The sequence below is a fragment of the Nocardia sp. NPDC004582 genome (genome assembly GCF_053602115.1).
In genome coordinates this window covers 1-15,226 of the sequence record NZ_JBSGCY010000017.1, presented here as the reverse complement: position 1 = coordinate 15,226, position 15,226 = coordinate 1, and the positions used below count along the sequence as shown (strand labels likewise).

General features: G+C 67.7%; 8 protein-coding genes. 1 reads left to right on the top strand and 7 read right to left on the bottom strand.

Annotated features, from left to right (window positions below; genetic code table 11):
- Positions 1 to 17 precede the first annotated feature (17 nt).
- Positions 18 to 3,377 carry an arabinosyltransferase domain-containing protein gene (locus tag ACWELJ_RS07685; protein ID WP_452365379.1) on the top strand — a complete coding sequence of 1,120 codons (3,360 nt, stop codon included), beginning with the start codon at positions 18 to 20 and terminating at the stop codon, positions 3,375 to 3,377.
- A gap of 80 nt (positions 3,378 to 3,457) precedes the next feature.
- On the opposite strand, the gene ACWELJ_RS07680 is transcribed toward ACWELJ_RS07685, so the two are convergent.
- From ACWELJ_RS07680 to ACWELJ_RS07650, 7 genes are all read right to left on the bottom strand, one after another.
- Complete coding sequence (locus ACWELJ_RS07680) at positions 3,458 to 3,664, bottom strand: DUF5988 family protein (RefSeq protein WP_452365378.1); 207 nt, start codon at positions 3,662 to 3,664, stop codon at positions 3,458 to 3,460.
- Between the two features lie 61 nt (positions 3,665 to 3,725).
- A complete protein-coding gene (locus ACWELJ_RS07675) occupies positions 3,726 to 4,202 on the bottom strand; it encodes a hypothetical protein (protein ID WP_452365377.1) in 477 nt (158 codons plus the stop codon).
- 82 nt (positions 4,203 to 4,284) lie between these two features.
- Positions 4,285 to 5,829 (bottom strand): acyl-CoA carboxylase subunit beta, encoded by a 1,545-nt coding sequence (locus tag ACWELJ_RS07670; RefSeq protein ID WP_452365376.1) that lies wholly within the window; start codon positions 5,827 to 5,829, stop codon positions 4,285 to 4,287.
- 52 nt (positions 5,830 to 5,881) lie between these two features.
- Entirely contained in the window at positions 5,882 to 11,008 is a 5,127-nt protein-coding gene (pks13, locus tag ACWELJ_RS07665; RefSeq protein WP_452365375.1) for a polyketide synthase Pks13, read from the bottom strand.
- Positions 11,009 to 11,112: 104 nt separating this feature from the next.
- Positions 11,113 to 13,035 (bottom strand): long-chain-fatty-acid--AMP ligase FadD32, encoded by a 1,923-nt coding sequence (gene fadD32, locus ACWELJ_RS07660; protein ID WP_452365374.1) that lies wholly within the window; start codon positions 13,033 to 13,035, stop codon positions 11,113 to 11,115.
- Positions 13,036 to 13,450: 415 nt separating this feature from the next.
- Entirely contained in the window at positions 13,451 to 14,434 is a 984-nt protein-coding gene (locus tag ACWELJ_RS07655) for a cutinase family protein (RefSeq protein WP_452365373.1), read from the bottom strand.
- Positions 14,431 to 14,946 (bottom strand): DUF732 domain-containing protein, encoded by a 516-nt coding sequence (locus ACWELJ_RS07650; RefSeq protein WP_452365372.1) that lies wholly within the window; start codon positions 14,944 to 14,946, stop codon positions 14,431 to 14,433. Before ACWELJ_RS07650 ends, ACWELJ_RS07655 begins: the two co-directional genes overlap by 4 nt.
- Positions 14,947 to 15,226 lie beyond the last annotated feature (280 nt).

Here is a 15,226-nt window from a genome sequence, read left to right as displayed (position 1 = left end):
AGATACCATCAGCAACCGTGCCAGACGCCTCCGCAGTGCTCATCAAACCGAACCCTCCGGCGACCGACCCCGCGAACCCGCGTGATTACCGGGTAGCGAAGCTGATAGCGATCGTCGCGGGCGTGCTCGGGGCGCTGTTCGCGCTGGCGACGCCGTTCCTGCCGGTGCAGCAGACCCAGGCCGAGGTGAGCTGGCCGCAGAGCGGTTCGCTCGATCCGGTGCAGGCGGCCCTGGTGTCGCAGGTGCCGATCGATGTGAACGTCACCATCCCCTGTAGCGCGGTCGGGCAGTTGGATCCACGCGGCGGCATCCTGCTGGCAACGGCCCCGCCGCAGGGCAAGAGCGCGGACCTGGAGGCCATGTTCGTCCGCGTCTCCGGCGAGAGCGTGGACGTGCTGGACCGGAATGCCGTGGTGGCCACCGCCACCCGCGCGGAGCTGAACGAGTGCTCGAAGCTCGTCATCACCTCCGACAGCAAGGAGACCTACGCGGTCTTCGAGGGCGTCACCCGCACGGTCGAGAAGACCACCGCCGACGGCGGCCGGGAACTGGTCACCGTGCCGATCGAGGGCCGGCTGCTGGGCGACCTGCGGCCGCAGGTGGTGGGCGTCTTCACCGATATGAAAGGCGGCGTCCCGGACGGCCTTTCGTTCCACATGACGATCGACTCCCGGTACTCGTCCTCGCCGACGCTGATCAAGCTGGTCGCGATCATCGCCGCCGTGCTGCTCACCCTGCTGGCCATGGGCGCGCTCGCGGTGCTGGACACCAGCGACGGCCGCGGGCACCGGCGCATCCTGCCCGCGCACTGGCTGAAGCCGACCTGGGCGGACGGCGGCATCATCGGCACCCTGCTGCTGTGGCATTTCGTGGGCGCCAACACTTCCGACGACGGCTACATCCTGACCATGGTGCGGGCGGCCCCGCACGCCGGCTACCTGGCCAACTACTTCCGCTGGTACGGCGTGCCGGAAGCGCCGTTCGGCTGGTACTACTACGTCATCCAGGCCTTCGCCGAGATCTCCACCGCCAGCCCGTGGGTGCGAATTCCCGCGCTGCTCTGCGGAATCCTGTGCTGGCTGGTGATCAGCCGCGAGGTGGTGCCGCGACTGGGCAATGCGGTGGCCCGGTCCAAGGTCGCGCTGTGGACCGGCGGCCTGGTGTTCCTGGCCTTCTGGCTGCCCTACGACAACGGCCTGCGCTCGGAGCCGATCGTGGCCCTGGGCGCGCTGCTGACCTGGGTCTCCATCGAGCGGGCCATCGCGACCTCGCGGCTGCTGCCCGCCGCGGTCGCGGTGCTGGTGGCGGCGTTCACGCTGGCGGCCGCACCCACCGGTCTGATGTGTGTGGCGGCCCTGCTCGCGGGCATCCGGCCACTGGTCGCCATCGTGGTGCGACGGCGCAAGCGATTCGGCGACGTGGCCCTGCTGGCCCCCATCGCGGCGGCCGGAACCCTGGTGCTGGTGGCGGTTTTCGCCGATCAGACCTTCGCCGGGATCATGGAGGCCAACCGGGTGCGGCAGGTGACCGGGCCGAATCTGGCCTGGTACAAGGACTATCTGCGCTACTACTACCTGTTCGTCGAGACGGTGGACGGCTCGCTGGCGCGCCGGTTCGCGTTCCTGCTCATGATCCTGTGCCTGATGACCACCATGCTGGTGCTGCTGCGCCGGCGGCAGGTGCCGGGCATCGCGAGCGCACCGACCTGGCGACTCATGGGCGTGGTCTTCGGAACCATCTTCTTCATGATGTTCAACCCGACCAAGTGGACCCACCACTTCGGTTCGTACGCGGGCATCGCGGGCTCGCTGGCGGCGGTGACCGCGGTCGCAGTGTCCGCCACCGCGTTGCGGTCCCGCAAGAACCGTTCGGTCTTCCTGGCCGGGCTGCTGTTCACCCTCGCCGTCGCCTTCTCCGGCATCAACGGCTACTGGTACGTCTCGAGTTACGGCGTGCCCTGGTACGACAAGACCGTCTCCCTGCACGGCTTCCAGTCCAACACCCTGATGCTCATGCTGTTCGGGCTGGCACTGGCGGTGGTGGCGTGGCAGTCGCTGCGCGAGGGCTACGCCAAGCCGATGGAGAACGGGAAGACCCGGCGCGGCAAGCGGATCCGCAGGTTCGCCGCGATTCCGCTGACCGTGGTCGCCGCGCTCATGGTGCTCTTCGAGGTGGTGTCGCTGCTCAAGGGCGCGGTGCAGCAGTACCCGGCCTATTCGCTGGCCCGCTCGAACGTCGACGCGGTCACCGGCAAGACCTGTGGCCTGGCCAATGACGTGCTGGTCGAGGGCAATGTCAACGGCGGCAACCTGACCCCGATCATCGATCCCGCGCACCCGCCGCTGAACGGCGACCCGCTGGCCGGGGAGAACCCGGTCGGCTTCTCCCCCAACGGAGTCGCTGCCAAGCTCGACGCGGACGCCGTCGAGGTGAAGCCGGGCACCGGCAACACCTCCACCCAGACCGTCGGCCCGGCCTTCGAGGAGGGCCAGAACGCGGGCACCGGCGGCGGCAAGGGCGCCCAGGGCGTCAACGGATCGACCGTGGCCCTGCCCTTCGGCCTGGATCCGGCCACCACCCCGGTGATGGGCAGCTACCAGGACGGCGTGCAGCAGCCCGCCTCGCTCACTTCCAGCTGGTACCAGCTGCCGCAGCGTTCGGACGACACCCCGCTGATCGTCATCTCGGCGGCCGGGCGCGCGATGTCGTTCGACGACACCGGCAACATGACCTACGGCCAGGACATCTTCCTGGAGTACGCGCACCGGAATCCGGACGGCAGCCTCGGCGAGATCCGGTCCTACCGGCCGCTGGACATCGGCCCCGCGCCGTCCTGGCGGAACCTGCGCATCCCGTTCTCGGCGCTGTCCGACGACGCCAATGTGGTGCGCATCCGGGCCAACGACCCGATCCTGATCGGCGATCAGTGGCTGGCGTTCACGCCGCCGCGGGTGCCGAAGCTGGTGTCGCTGGACAGCTATCTGGGCCGGACGCAGCCGATCCTGCTGGACTGGGCGGTGGGCCTGCAGTTCCCGTGCCAGCACCCGTTCGACCACCACAACGGCATGGTCGACGCGGCCCCCAAGTACCGCATCCTGCCCGATCGCCCGCTCGCGATCAGCTCGACCAACACCTGGCAGGCACAGGAATTCGGTGGCCCGCTGGGCTGGGCGCAGATGCTGGCGTCGTCGAAGACCGTCCCGACGTATCTGAAGGACAACTACGACCGCGACTGGGGTTCGCTGGAGCAGTACGTGCCGTACTACTCGAATCCGGCCGATCCCGGTAAGGGCGACTTCCCCAAGCCCGCGCGGATCGACACCCACGTGGTGAACCGCTCCGGGTTCTGGTCACCGGGCAAGATGCGGGTCTTCTGACCCGAGGCGTCAGGCATTCGGTGGCCGCCCGCGACATGCGGGCGGCCACTGCCGTGTTCGGGGCGGACGAATTCCGGTGGCTACTTCGGGGCGTCCACGTGGGCGACCCATTCGTAGACGGGCAGACTGCCGTCCGGAGTGTCCTGCCACCGTGACGTCACTTTGAAACGCTCGTACCCGTTCCCGTACGCGACCCGCAGTTCGACGCCCGGTGGAGTGATCCGAACGATCCGTGTTTCGAGGCCTTCCGGCCCGCCTTCGAGTAGCGCCAGCGGTGAGGTACTCATAGCTGAAGGCTCTCACATTCATGCCTTACAGCCGATAGATTCAGCGCAATCGGCGAGCCGCCTAGACCAGGCCCATCAGCTTCATCAGGGCCACCAGCGGCCCGCCGATCACCGGGATCGCACTGAAGCTGCCGGTACCGCCCATGCTGCCCTCGGGCACCGCGGTCGCCTGCAGGCTGAGGGTCGAGCCGCCATTGGAGCCGACGGTGAGATCGTCGTTGGCGGTGAAGGTGTACTGCCCGGCCGCCGACGGGGACCAGGTCACGCTCGCGTTGCCCGAGGCGTCGACCGGAACGGTGCCGAGGCTGACCACGGTGCTGCTACCCGGGTTCACGACCCAGAAGCCCACCTGCGTCCCCGCGTTCGGGGCGCCGACATGGGTGCTGAGGGTGTACGTCGTGCCAACGTGCGCCAGGCCGCTGACACCGGTGATGCCGTAGGTCACCGCGGACGCGGTCGGCGCGGAGACGACCGCGAGGGCGGTGGCGGCGGTGGCCGCGCCACCGATGATGAGTTGCCGAATTCGACGGGTAGCCATTAGTGCTTCGCTCCCAAGGCTCGCATTCAAAATGAAATGCGAGCTTTTCATACCTTGGAGCGACCCGCAATGGTTTCGGAATCTACAACGGAAGCAGGTGATGCTTACGCGGGTTGCGGGGAATCCGCTTGTCCCTGAGCAAGTGCAACGCCCGCCGGATTTCCAGCCGGGTGCTCGACGGCTCGATGACCGCGTCGATATAGCCGCGCTCGGCCGCCACCCACGGCGTCGCCACCGTCGCGTTGTAGAAATCGATCATCTGCTTGCGCATGGCGGCACGCTGATCCTCCGGCGCCGCCTCCAAGGTCTTCGCGCCGATCAACGACACCGCGCTCTCCGCGCCCATGACCGCGATCCGCGCGGTCGGCCAGGCCAGATTCACATCCGCGCCCAGCTGCTTGGAACCCATCACCGCGTAACCGCCGCCGTAGGACTTGCGGATCACCACGGTCACCTTCGGCACCGTCGCCTCGACGAACGAGAAGATGAACCGGCCACCGCGTTTGATGACGCCGATCTTCTCCTGTTCCACACCGGGTAGGAAGCCCGGCGTATCCACCACGAAGACCAGCGGAATCTCGAAGGCGTCGCACAGCCGCACGAAATGTGCGGCCTTGTCCGAGGCCCGGGCGTCGAGCGCGCCCGCGTAGACCATGGGCTGATTCGCCACCACGCCGACACTGCGCCCGTCGACCCGCGCGAAACCGCAGATCACATTGCGGCCCGCGGACTCACCGAATTCGTGGAAGTCGCCGTCGTCGAAGATGCGCAGCAGGATCTCGTGCATGTCATAGCCGGCATTGTCGGCATCGGGCACGATCGTCTCGAGCTCGAGGTCCGATTCGGTGATCTCCGGTTCCAGACCGGGATTCACGATCGGCGGCAGCTCCTGGCAACTGGACGGAAGGTAGCCGAGGTAGTCGCGCACCCACTCGAACGCGGCCTTCTCATCCTTGGCCACATGGTGGATATTGCCGTACTGCGCTTGGGAATTCGCGCCGCCCAGCTCCTCGAGGCTGACATCCTCGCCGGTGACCTCGCGGATCACCTTGGGACCGGTGACGAACATGTACGCCTCTTCGGTGGCGACCACGACGTCGGTATTGATCGGCGCGTACACCGCGCCGCCCGCGCAACTGCCCAGGATCATCGAGATCTGAGGCACCAAGCCGGACAACGGTTCCTGCCGACGACCCAGCTCCGCGTACCAGGCCAGCGAGGTCACCGCCTCCTGCACCCGGGCGCCGCCGGAGTCGTTGATGCCGACCACCGGACAGCCCACCTTGGCCGCGAATTCCATGATGCCGGCGACCTTGCGGCCGAACATCTCACCCACCGAACCGCCGTACACGGTCTGGTCGTGCGAGAAGACCGCCACCGGACGGCCGTCCACCAGACCGTGCCCGGTGACCACGCCATCGCCGTAGAGCGCGTTCTTGTCGCCCGGATTGCGCACCAGCGCACCGATTTCCACGAAGGTCCCGGAGTCCAGCAGCATGTCGATGCGGTCGCGGGCGGAAGGAATGGACTTCCGCGCCCGCTTGGCGATTCCCGCATCACCCGCCGGTTCCCTCGCGATGTCGAGCTTGTGTCGAAGGTCGGCGAGTTTCTCGGCGGTGGTGCTCACTGGACTCCTTTCGGCAAAAACCTACTTTCGCAGAACCCGTGTCGCCGTGGTGCTATTTCCCGGTGGTGTCGATCTCCGCGAGTTTCTTGGTGAGGTCGGCACCGATGGTGGCGATCCGCGGCTCATCGATGATCTGGAGATGGTCACCCGGAATATGGATGACCTCCAGCGACGGGATGTGCTCCGACCAACCACCATTCGGGCGGCGATCGCCGAAGCGCGGCTCCAGCTCGATGATGCCGTCGTGGTACCGGTCGGCGAGGTAGAGCGTCACGTCGCCGTCGTAGTTCGAGAGCTCGACCTTCTGAAGTTCCCGGCCTTCGATAAACGACGTGCGCTGGTGTTCCATCACGCCGCCAGGAATATTCGCGCCCGCGAACTTCACCAGCTCCATGATGATCTGGATCTGGTCCTCGTCCGAGGCCGCGGCCAGTTCCTCCAGCTGTTCGTCATCGAGTTCACCGGCGAAGCCGTAGGTCTTCTGCGCGAAGGCTTGGTACCGACGCATACGCTCCAGTCGTTCCTGAGGCGTATCACGCTCCGGCTCAACCGGAACCGCCAGGTCGATCAGGCCGACCAAGCGAACGTCCGCACCTTCGGCACGCATGATCTGCGCGACGGTCAGCGCGAATACCGCGCCCAGTGACCAGCCGTAGAAGACGTACGGACCCTCCGGCTGCCGCTTGCGAATCTCCGGAATGTACTGACGCGCACGCTCCTCGATGGTGCCGTCGACCCGCTCGAAACCGAACATCGGGGTTCCGGCCGGGAGCCGCTTCAGCAGCGGCTCGTACACCAGCGTGTTGCCGCCCGACGGGTGGAACACGAAGACCGGCACGGCGTTCGATCCGGCTTCCTTCGCACGCAGAGTACGGACGAAGCCCTCGACGTCGTCGCTGTGCTCCTGGTATTCCGCGACCACATCCGACATCTTCTCGATGGTCTCGCAGGCACGGATCCGCTCGGGATCGATCTGTGCCTTGGCGCGTTCCGACAACCGGGCGACCAGCTTGTCGAACGTCTCGTCATCGAGCGTCGGCAGCGGGTTGAAAATGCCGCCCGCCGACTTGCCCGTCACCAGCGCCCAGGTCGCGAACACCAGTCGCTCCGGCGCATTACGCGGCGGGACGTTGTCGGCGTCGGTCTCGGCCACCGGCGCGGACGCCTCGTAGTCGGCGACAACAGGTTCGGCGATGATCGCTTCGGCCTCGGCCACCGGCGAGGTGGTCTCGACCTTGGGCAGCAGCGCGGCCGGATTCTTGCCCTCGGCCATGGCCGCGCGAGCGGCGGAGATGAAGTCGGCGTCGACGGCGATGTCCTCACCGGCGGCCTGGCGGGCCGCGATGTCGGCGAGCTGATCGCGGTTCTCGATGGCGTAGCGCAGCACCTTGCCGACCTCGAGCAGGCTCGCGTCCCGGACCGCCTGCAATTGCAGCTGCGGGATGTCGAACTCGTACTCGACGCGGTTCTTGATGCGCATCGCCATCAGCGAATCCAGACCCAGCTCCATGAGCGGGATCTCCATGGGCAGGTCCTCGACCACGTACCCCATCGACTCGGCCACGATGATGGCCAAGCGCGCCTCGATGGTCTCAGAGCCGTTGGGATCCCATCGATCACCCGCGACGGGCTCGGCAACCTCGGCCACCGCGGGGGCGGCCGCGACAGCCGCGACCGGCTGGGGCATCACCGACTCCGGCAGCGGAGCACCGGAGGTGACCACGGCGTCGAAAACCGGCCGGAAGGTATTGCCCGCCTTGGCATGCACCGACACCGACGCGCCACCCGGATGCGGGGTGAGCGTCGTGGTCAGGGTGCCCGCGGCGGGAATCGTGTCGTGCGCGACCGACGCGCCGACGGTCACGTCCGAGAGCACCTGCGCGGCAGCGGAATTCACCAGCGCGGCCAGGTCGGTGACGGCCGATGCCAGCACCTCCCAGACGTGGCGGCCGTCCGGCAGCGCCACGTGCGCACCCGGAACCACCGCGTTGCCCGCGCCGCCGAAGCCGCCGGACACCTTGGGCCAGTACTCCTTGCGCAGGAACGCGGTGCGCGGCACGGCCGCGTAGTCACCGGCGGGCAGCAGCGAAGGCAGATCCACCTTGTGGCCCTGCACGTACAACTGCGCCAGCGCGGAGATGACGCCGGACGCCTCGTCTTCCTTGCGCTTCAGGGTCGGGATGAGCGCGGCGTTGGGCACACCCGCCGCGAAGGTGGTGCCCATGACCTGCATGAGCGCAACGGAATTCGGCGCCAGCTCCAGGTAGGTGGTGATCCCGTTGTCCACGGCCTGACGGATGGCGTTGGTGAAGTACACCGAGCCACGCATGTTCATGACCCAGTAGTCCACATCGTGCACCGGGGCATTCCCACCGCGATAGACAGCGGCGGCGTGGACCGTGGAGTACAGGTCGCGCTTGAGCTTGGTCGGCTCGATACCGGCCAGTTCGGCGGCGAGCTCGCCCAGCAGCATGTCCATCTGCGACGTGTGGCCCGCACCGCGGGTCTGCAAGACCCGAGCGAACTTGCCCTCGGACTCGGCGCGCGCCACGATCGCGTGCACCTGGTCCGGCAGGCCGCCGATCACAGTATTGGTGGGCGCGGCGTACACCGCGACCTCGATATCGGGGAACTCGGTCTCCTGGAGCTTGGCGATGTCCTCGGCGGAGTACTCCACCAGCGCCATGTTGCGGACCTGATCATCGGTGATCATGGCCTCGCCCTCGGCCATCAGCCGGGAACGGGCGCAGATCACGCGGACCGCGTCCTCGAGCGGCAGACCGCCCGAAATGTACGCGCCCGCGACCTCACCCTGCGAGTGGCCGACCACGCCTTCGGGTTCCGCGCCGTGCGCCCGCAGTACCGAGGCCAGACCCACCTGGATGGTGAAGGTGCCGACCTGACCGGTGCCGATGTCCCAGTCCTGCTCGTCGTCCAGGATCATCTCCCGGACCGAGTACCCGGCCTCGTCCTGCACCAGCTCGTCGACCTGGTCGACGGCCTTGCGGAAGATCGAATTCTCCTGGTAGAGCTGCTTGCCCATCTTGCGGTGCTGCGCACCGAAACCGGCCATCACCCACAGCGCGCCCCGGGCGGCGGGGGAATCGGCGGTGTAGACACCGGCACCGGGCTTGCCGGTCTCGATGGCACGCAGACCCGCGACGGCTTCCTCATGGTTCTTGGCGACAACCACGCCCCGCGAGCGGCCATGGTTGCGCTTGGCCAGCGCACGGGCCACATCCTCGAGCGGAGTCGCCTGTCCCGCTTCGGATTCCAGCCAGTCGGCCAGATCCTTCGCGGCGCGCTTGCGCCGCGACGGCAGGTAGGCCGACACCGGAATGATCAGCGGCAGCGGCTCCTCGCGGGTCCACTCCGGTTCCGGTGCAACAGCTTCGGTGAGGGCCTCGGCCTCGGCGATCACATCGGTGGTCTCGTCATCGAGATCTCCGGTCGCGGAGACAGCGGGAGTCGCGGCGGCGGGGACGTACTCCTGGATGACCACGTGGGCGTTGGTGCCGCCGAAGCCGAAGCCGGAGACACCGATGGTGGCCTTGCCGCTGTAGCGCGGGAATTCGGTGGGCTCGTCGACGACCTTCAGGTGCGCCTGATCCCAGGCGATCAGCGGGTTCGGGCCCACATAGTTGATGCTCGGCGGGATGACGTTGTGCTGCAACGCCATGATCACCTTGGCGAGGCTGGCCGCGCCCGCACCCGACTCGATGTGGCCGAAGTTGGACTTCGCCGAACCGAGCAGCGCGGGCTTGTCGTCGTCACGGCCGCGGCCGACCACGCGGCCGAGCGCATCCGCCTCGAGCGGGTCGCCGAGCAGCGTGCCCGTGCCGTGTGCCTCGATGTAATCGACTGTGGAGGGGGCGATTCCGGCGTCACGGTAGGCCCGGCGCAGCACCTCGGCCTGCGCGTCCGGGTTCGGGGCCAGCATGCCGTTGGAGCGGCCGTCGTTGTTGACGGCGGAGCCCTTGATGACGCCGTAGATCTTGTCACCGTCACGCTCGGCGTCGGCGAGACGCTTGAGCACGATCAGGCCGGCGCCTTCGGAGCGGATGAAACCGTCGGCGTCCGACGAGAACGCCTTGAGGCGGCCGTTCTTCGCGAAGACCCCGTTGATCTCGAAGCCGAGGGTCGCGGCGGGGGCCAGGATCAGGTTGACACCACCGGCGAGGGCCAGCTCGGCGTCGCCGGCGCGCAGCGCCCGCACCGCCTCGTGCACCGCCACCAGGGTGGACGAGCACGCGGTATCGAGGGCCACGGACGGGCCGCGGAAGTCGTAGAAGTAGGAGACGCGGTTCGCGATGATCGCCGAAGACGCACCGGTCAGCAGGTATGCCTCGGCCGAGATCGGCAGGTTCGGATCACGAGGTCCGCTCAGCGCCTGCGTGGCGATGTAGGCGAAGTCATTGGTCGAGGTGCCGACAAAGAAACCGACCGGCTTGCCCTTGACCTCGTTGGCGGGAATCCGCGCGTGCTCCAAGGCCTCCCAGGTCAGTTCGAGCATGAGCCGCTGCTGCGGGTCCATGCGCTCGACCTCGACGGGGGAATGGGCGAAGAACTCCGCGTCGAAGTTCTTCACGACCTCCTGATCGAGGTACCCGCCCAGAGTATTGGCCTGCGCGACCTGCGCGGCGATCTGCGGATCGGACGTGAATTCTTCCCAGCGGCCCTCGGGGAGTTCACGGATCGCGTCACCGCGATTGATGAGGAATTCCCAGGTGGATTCGGGCGTATCGCCCGCGCCCGGCAGCCGGGTGGACAGGCCGACAATGGCGATGTCATGCGCCTCGCCGGGCTGGAAGCCCTGCGTGTAGAACGAGTCGTCGGGCGCGTCCGCCGGAACATCGGGCTCACCGTTGATGATTCGCTCCGCGAGCGAACCGATCGTCGGATGCTGGTACACGATGGTCGCGTTCAGCACGACGCCGGTGAGCTCCTCGATGTCACCGCCCAGCGCGAGGGCATCGCGGGACGCGAGGCCGAATTCCTCCATCGGCCGGTCCACGGTGATGTTGTCGATCGGCTGCCCGGTCGCGTCGGCGACCCAGCGGCGCAACCACTCCCGCAGATCCGCCACCGACATGTCGGTCACCGCGGGTTTCGCCGCGGCCTCCGGGGTCGACGCGTCGCCGGTCGTCTGGGTGGGGTCCGTGCCCTCGTTCTCAGCCATCAGTTCCTCAAGCTACCTGTCTGCTTACGGTGCGCGGCGGTGTTTTCATGCATGAATGGCGCGAACCTGAGCGGCTCGCGCCATCCAACTATGAGACTGTCGTCTCACTCCTCGTCTGGTGCATCGGGGAAGGCCTGCTGCTTGTAACCACCCCGCAGCGTCCCGCCGATGTACTCCGCCTTGCAGGCGCGACGCGCGATCTTGCCGCTGGAGGTACGCGGAATCGACCCGGCGGGCACGAGGAGGATGTCACGTGCGGTGACACCGTGCCGGGAGGAGATGGCCGCGCGGACCGCGTCCGCGATCGGGCCCGGATCGGCCTTGCCCGCACCCGGGCCGCGCTCGGCCACGATCACCAGCTGTTCGCTGGCATCGTCGGCGTCGTAGCTCAGACCGGAGTGGCTGTCCTGCGCGAAGACCTCGGCGGGCAGCTGGTTGGCCGGCACCGCGAAGGCGGCGATGAAACCGGCGCGCAGCATGGTCGAGGCCTCCTCCGCGGAGTACTCGAGGTCCTGCGGGTAGTGGTTGCGGCCGTCCACGATGACCAGGTCCTTGACGCGGCCGGTGATGTACAGCTCGCCGTCCACGTAGACGCCGTAGTCACCGGTGCGCAGCCAGTTGCCGTCCAGCGGGACGTCGCCGGCCTTGCTGCCCTCGGCCAGACGGTTGGTGAGGCGGTTCCGGAAGGTCTTCTGGGTCTCCTCGGCACGGCCCCAGTAGCCGATGCCGATGTTGTTGCCGTGCAGCCAGATCTCGCCGACCTCGCCCTCGGGGAGCTCGCGCGCGCCCGCGGGATCGTCGACGGTCTCCGGGTCCACGATCGCGCCCCACTGCGACAGCGCGACATAACCGCAGGACACCTGCGCGATGGCGTTCTCGGTGCCCTGCTCGACCTTCACCACGCGACCGGCGTTGAGCTCGGTGCGGTCCACGTAGATGACCTTGGCCTCGTCCTCGTGCCGGGTGGCCGACACGAACAGGGTGGCCTCGGCCATGCCGTAGCACGGCTTGATGGCGGTCTTGGGCAGGCCGTACGGCGCGAACGCCTCGTTGAACTTCTTCATCGAGGTGGTGGTCACCGGCTCGGAGCCGTTGATCAGGCCGAGCACATTGGACAGGTCCAGCGACTCGCCCGCCTTGGGCAGGCCGCGCACGGCGGCGTGCTCGAACGCGAAGTTCGGTGCGGCGGCGAAGGTTCCGGCGCCGTCGGAGACCGCGGCCAGCTCGTTGATCCAGCGCGAGGGGCGGCGCACGAAGGAGGCCGGGGACATGATGGTGATGTACTTGCCGCCCACGGCGGGCAGGATCACCGTCAGCAGACCCATGTCGTGGTAGAGCGGCAGCCAGGTGACACCGCGCGAGTTCTCGTTCAGATCAAGCGCGTTCACCATCTGCAGCACATTGGTGCCGACACCGCGGTGGGTGATCTCGACACCGGCCGGCACGCGGGTGGAGCCCGAGGTGTACTGCAGGTAGGCGATGTCGTCGACGCGAATGTCGGGGCGGATCCAGGACTCACCGACACTATCGGGGATGGCGTCGACCGCGATGATGCGCGGGCGCTGAGCAGCGGGCAGCGAGCGGAAGAACTGCCGCACACCGGCGGCGGAGGAGCTCGCGGTGAGGATCGCGGACGGCGTGCAGTCGCCGAGCACGGCGTGCAGCCGGTCGGTGTGGCCCGGCTCGTCCGGATCGAACAGCGGCACCGAGATGGTGCCCGCGTAGATCGCCGCGAAGAAGGAGATGACGTAATCCAGGCCCTGCGGGGCCAGGATGGCGACCCGATCGCCCCGCTTGGTCACCTGCTGCAGTCGGGCGGCCACCGCGCGCAGCCGGGTGCCGAACTGGCTCCAAGTGAGGTCCTGGTACTCACCGTCGCGCTCGCGTGAGTAGTCGATGTAGCGGTAGGCAAGGTCGTTCGCGTCATTGCCCGCAGTGTGCATCTCGACGTAGTCGACGAGGGTACGTCCCTCGGGAATCGTGATGTTCCCCGTTTCGTCGAGGTAATCGTCGAAAGTCTCGTCCATTCCTTCTTCTCCTCCGAGGCACACGCGGCATGGAACGGCTGCTTTGCCGCTGTTACCTGTGAGGCCCCGACTGTGTTCGCCCGCGGGAGCTCCATGAGAGAGCCAACCTGCAGAATTTCGTTGCGGTCTGCGCGGTGACCGTCTATTGGCTAGATGTTCTCGAGCCAGGGACATGTTACAGAGGAGCGATCCGGCCATGCTTCGGAGCGGCCGAACATCTCCCAGCTCACACCACTGGACTATGGCTTCACCGGCGCGAATGCCTCCAAATGGGTGGGGAGCGCCCCGGATAGGACACAACAAGGACAGGGATGTGAGTTGCCGCACCCACCGGGTCTCGGCAGTGTCGCAACCCGGAGCACTTTACCGGGTGACCCCCAAACTGGGGGGTTGGTCGGTGGGGGTCACCATTCACTCACGAATGCGCTGGGTGCGGGGCGTTTTCAATGAGACCGGAGGCCCAGTTCACCGTCCACTGGGTGGCGGTGGTCCCGTTGTCGTCCACCTGGTAGCCGTTGTAGAGGCTGTGGACCGGGTTGCCCGCGGCCCTGACCAGGATGTTCAGGCTGCCGAGGATGTTTCCGGGGTTCAGCGCCTGCCGGGGCGAATCGCAGATCAGATCCCCTGCGGCGCAGATGGTGAAGGCCCGGTCGGACAGCTTGCCGAAGCCGCCGCGCGGTCCGGTCATGGTGATACCCGGCACGTTCAGCCCTCGCAGCGCGACCTCCGCGCCGACGCCCGCCGGGGACGGTCCGATGGCGGTGGCCTCGCCCGGGTCGCCGATATCGCGGCGGCCGTCGGCGATGGTGGTCACACCCAGCACCAGGTCCTCGGGCACCGGGCCCTTGCCCGCGCCGATCTGCGCGGCCACGTCGCCGGCGATCACCGCGCCCTGGGAGAAGCCGGCCAGCACGTAGGTGGTGAGCGGGCAGTCGGCGTGGGTCTTGGCCAGTTTCTCCGCGGCCCGCTTGGCGCCCTCGGATCGGCTGTTGTTGTACGACGCCTGCCCGTCCGGCGGAATGGCGACCGGATTGGAGAACTGGGCGACGTAGGGAACGGTGTAGACCTCGAGCCGTTCGTTCGGGAACTTGGCCCGAATCGGGTTGGAGACGTTCAACATCAGCGACGCCGGGTTCGCGGTCGGGTTGTAGGGGTCGTCGTTGGCGTTCGACTCCCAGGTGCCCGGGATGGACAGCATCAGCACATCCGGGCAGGCGGCCGGCTGCGAACTCGGACGGGTGGGTCCCGGCGGCTTGGGGCCGGGCAGCCGCAGCCGGCCGGCCAGCAGGTACCACAGCAGCAGCGCCACCACGACCACGATCACGATCGCGGCGATGGCCAGCAGCAGGCAGCCCACGGGCCGGGGCCGGCGTCGTCCGTTTCGGCGTCGTGTCGTCACTTGTTGCAGTAGCTCTTCGTGGCGACGTCGTAGTAGGTCTTACCCGCCTGCTCGACCGACATCTTGGCCGGATCGAAGGCCGGATCGGAACCGGCGATGGCGGTCACGTAGGTGATGATCTGATCCTGCGGGGCGTTCTCCGCCTTGCCCTGGCAGACCAGATTCGCCGCGGTGATGGCGATGTCCGAGGAACCCGGGGTGATGCCGGCCTTCTTGAGCTCGTCGAGGAAGCCCTTCTCCTTGTCCGTCAGCGCCGGGGAACCGGGCGGCGTGGTCAGGAACTGGCTCGGGATCGGCTCCGGGCGCTCGGTCGTGCCGCCGTCGGGCGCGGCCGAGGGCGCCTGCTGATCGGCCGACGGCGTGGCGGCACCGGAGGCGGCGGCCGTGGTCTTGGTGGCGCTCAGCGTGGGAGTGCTCTTGGCGGTCGAGTCATTGCTACCGCACGCGGCGAGCAGGCCGGCGGCAGCGAGGGCGGCCACCACGCCGAATACCTTTCCACGGGTTCCGTGCATCTATTCGCTTCCTATATCTGTCCAAGGGCAAAGGTCGCCCCCAGGCTAGCCGCAACCCGGACGTGGAGCCCGGACCACAACGGACCCTCATCCACTTCTTAGGGCCGATTAGGGCCTGTTTGTCGGAAAAGTCTCAGTTGGGACGGACTTCGGGACCCAGCGCGGGGATGGGCGCCGGGGACGGCGGTTCCGCCGGAGTGGGCTCGGCAGCCGGGACCTGAGCCGCCGCCGGAGCGGGGACCACGGCCGGAGCGGGCGCGGTGGCCGCGGACGGCGTCAC